Consider the following 2,603-nt stretch of genomic DNA (forward strand, 5'->3'; position numbering starts at 1 on the left):
TATAAATGTCAACTTAAAAATGTACAGTTTTGATCATTTAAGAATGTACAATATTGACCACATCAATACCTGTTGTAGTAGATGGTAAAGATGTGGTCTTTTATCTAATAAGACATCGAAAGTAATCTTTCTTCTATTTTTTGTAACCTTTTTAAAACCTGTTTATATGGCATTCCTAGACTTTGCCCATCAACTATTCGATAAGGACCAATATAATATTGTATTTCATCTAGATAAACATGATATAGTTCACAATATGGTCTTGATACATTTATTGGTTCACACATCATAACACAATCTTTGTTTTCCATATTGATGTCGAATAGATAATAATAAGTTAATGTATCTTCGCTGAATAGAATTGCTCTAATATTGTCTTTTTTACCGTTTCTTGTTTTGTTCAAATATTCAATTAGTTTACTGTTCATTAATCATTGTTCTCCTTTTTAATTAAATGATCTTTCAACCTGTAAGATTTACCGTTGATTGTTACAACCTTAGCGTGATGTAAGATTCTATCTACAATCGCATTTGCGATAACTGGATCACCAAATATATCATCCCATTCACCAAAGTTTATGTTTGTTGTGATGATGGTACTTTTGTTCTCATATCTTCTGTCAATCAATTGAAAAAATAGCTTAGAGTCTTCTTTATCAATAGGCAGATAACCAAGTTCGTCTATAATCAATAATTTATATTTATTGAAATGCTTTAATCGATCGTCTAATCTATTTTCTAATTTTGCTTTTTTTAGCTGCATAATCAAATCATGACATTTAATAAAATATGTCGCATTTCTTTTCTTGGCAGAGGCAATACCTATAGCTGTCGCCAAATGTGTTTTACCTACACCAGATGGTCCTAGAAATACAATGTTTTCCTTTTTATCTATAAATCCCAATGATTCGAATTCTAATATTTGTGCTTTGTTTACTGATGGTTGGAAATCAAAGTCAAAATCTTTAATTTCTTTAATAAAAGGGAATGCTCCAACTTTGACCATTGCTTTGATTAGATTCGTTTTACGATGGTCCATTTCAACATCTGTAAGTCTTAATAATCCTTCCGTAAAACTTAATTCATTAGCTGTTATAAAATCTATTACTTCATCCAAGCTTTCACTTGCTTTCTTTAATTTTAGATATTCTAGATTATCTTTTAATCTTTGATACGTACTAATCATTTATACATTTCTCCCAGTTCTTTTAAATTGTTTTCTGCAAATTTCTTTATGGTGTGACCACTTCTCATCAAAGAGTATTCTGCCTTTTCAAGAGCATGTTCTGCTAATTCTATTTTCTTTACGTTATCTTTGCTTATTTGATGTATTACGATAAGTTCTGTGTTATCATACACGTAAAGATAGTCATCGAAAGCCTGGGCATTAAGTACTTTGCCACAATATTTGATTGGGGTAGAATACTTCTTGCCACTATAACTCACAAATCCTTGCGAGTCGGCTTTAAGTGACAATTCTTTGATTTTATAAAGGCTTCTTATATTGTCTTGTGGTAAAGGTGATAAGAAGTCTTTTTCTTTTTGTAAGTGTAAGATCGGTATCTTACCAGTTTCGGAATGAAGTTTATTGTTTTCTCTGTCACATATCTTAGTGACCTGATTTCGTAATCCAACTAAATCCAATAAACCATTGTATGCGTATAATTCATCAAGTAATTTCATCGGAGCTTCAACCTTAGCTTTAACTTCAGGTTCACCTGCGATACATGGCTTCACTTCAAAACCATAATCTTTTGCGAATTGTGCGAATTTGTTGTTGATCTTACCCTTAGAATACTCAGTCCTTGGATCATCCATGACAGTTTTCATGTTGTCGGTTCTTAACGTTTTAGGAACACCACCAGCTATTTCAAAAGCTGTATCCAGATGATGAAACAAGACTGTCTGAGTTTTGCTCATGGATAAGAAATATATCTTAAATCTAGAAAACGAATAAACTAAGGCAAAAACATTCAATGTTACTAGCTCACCAGTCTTTAATGTAATAGTTAATTCTTCTTTCCAATCGAGCTGCGCTTCTTCACCCATTCCCGTTTGATATGTGATTATATGTGCTTTGCTTTTACAATCTCTCTTTACTCCATTTACGGTTCTGTTTGTCTTGCCATCAAAATACGATTGAAATTCATTTCTTTGTGATATCCATCTTCTAAAAGAAGATTGAGCGCAATTTAAGCCATGGTTGTCGACTAAGTACTGCCATAACACACGTTTATAGAAGAACACCTGAACATCTTGTTGATTGAGCAAGTAATCAATAACATCATGATATTCATCTATTTTACTACCTCTTTTTCGAGTATCACGTTTCGAATAACCATCAATATATTTGCTGACAGTTCTACGATCGACACCAAGTTCTCTTGCAATTTCTGATTTATTCACTTTAATACTGCTTACCTCCTGTAATCGTCCCAATATAAAAAGATCATTTAAGGAACGTATTTCTACATTGTTGTTTACTTCTATGTTGATTAACACTTATATACCTCCTTGTAAACCTCAAGGATTATATCAAAGCGTAATCAGAAGTGTACATTCTTAAATGATCATTTATGTACATATTTAGATTATCATTTATA

General features: G+C 31.7%; 3 protein-coding genes. All 3 read right to left on the minus strand.

Going from position 1 to position 2,603, the window contains the following annotated elements:
- Positions 1-104: 104 nt before the first annotated feature.
- Genes NE544_RS11860 through istA form a run of 3 tightly spaced genes read right to left on the minus strand, consistent with a single transcriptional unit; the run spans position 105 to position 2,502 of the window.
- Positions 105-428: a hypothetical protein gene (locus tag NE544_RS11860; protein WP_256269480.1), complete on the minus strand. Its 324-nt coding sequence runs from the start codon at positions 426-428 to the stop codon at positions 105-107.
- Positions 428-1,186 carry an IS21-like element helper ATPase IstB gene (istB, locus tag NE544_RS11865; protein WP_118319017.1) on the minus strand — a complete coding sequence of 253 codons (759 nt, stop codon included), beginning with the start codon at positions 1,184-1,186 and terminating at the stop codon, positions 428-430. Before istB ends, NE544_RS11860 begins: the two co-directional genes overlap by 1 nt.
- Positions 1,183-2,502: an IS21 family transposase gene (gene istA / locus NE544_RS11870; RefSeq protein WP_256269481.1), complete on the minus strand. Its 1,320-nt coding sequence runs from the start codon at positions 2,500-2,502 to the stop codon at positions 1,183-1,185. Before istA ends, istB begins: the two co-directional genes overlap by 4 nt.
- Positions 2,503-2,603: the final 101 nt, after the last annotated feature.

The sequence above is a fragment of the Holdemanella sp. MSK.7.32 genome (genome assembly GCF_024460475.1).
Lineage (GTDB): Bacteria > Bacillota_I > Bacilli_A > Erysipelotrichales > Erysipelotrichaceae > Holdemanella.

Bases quoted from the DNA above. Each gene is read 5' to 3' on its own strand.
- NE544_RS11860 (WP_256269480.1), bottom strand. From the start codon at position 428: ATGAACAGTAAACTAATTGAATATTTGAACAAAACAAGAAACGGTAAA.
- istB (WP_118319017.1), bottom strand. From the start codon at position 1,186: ATGATTAGTACGTATCAAAGATTAAAAGATAATCTAGAATATCTAAAA.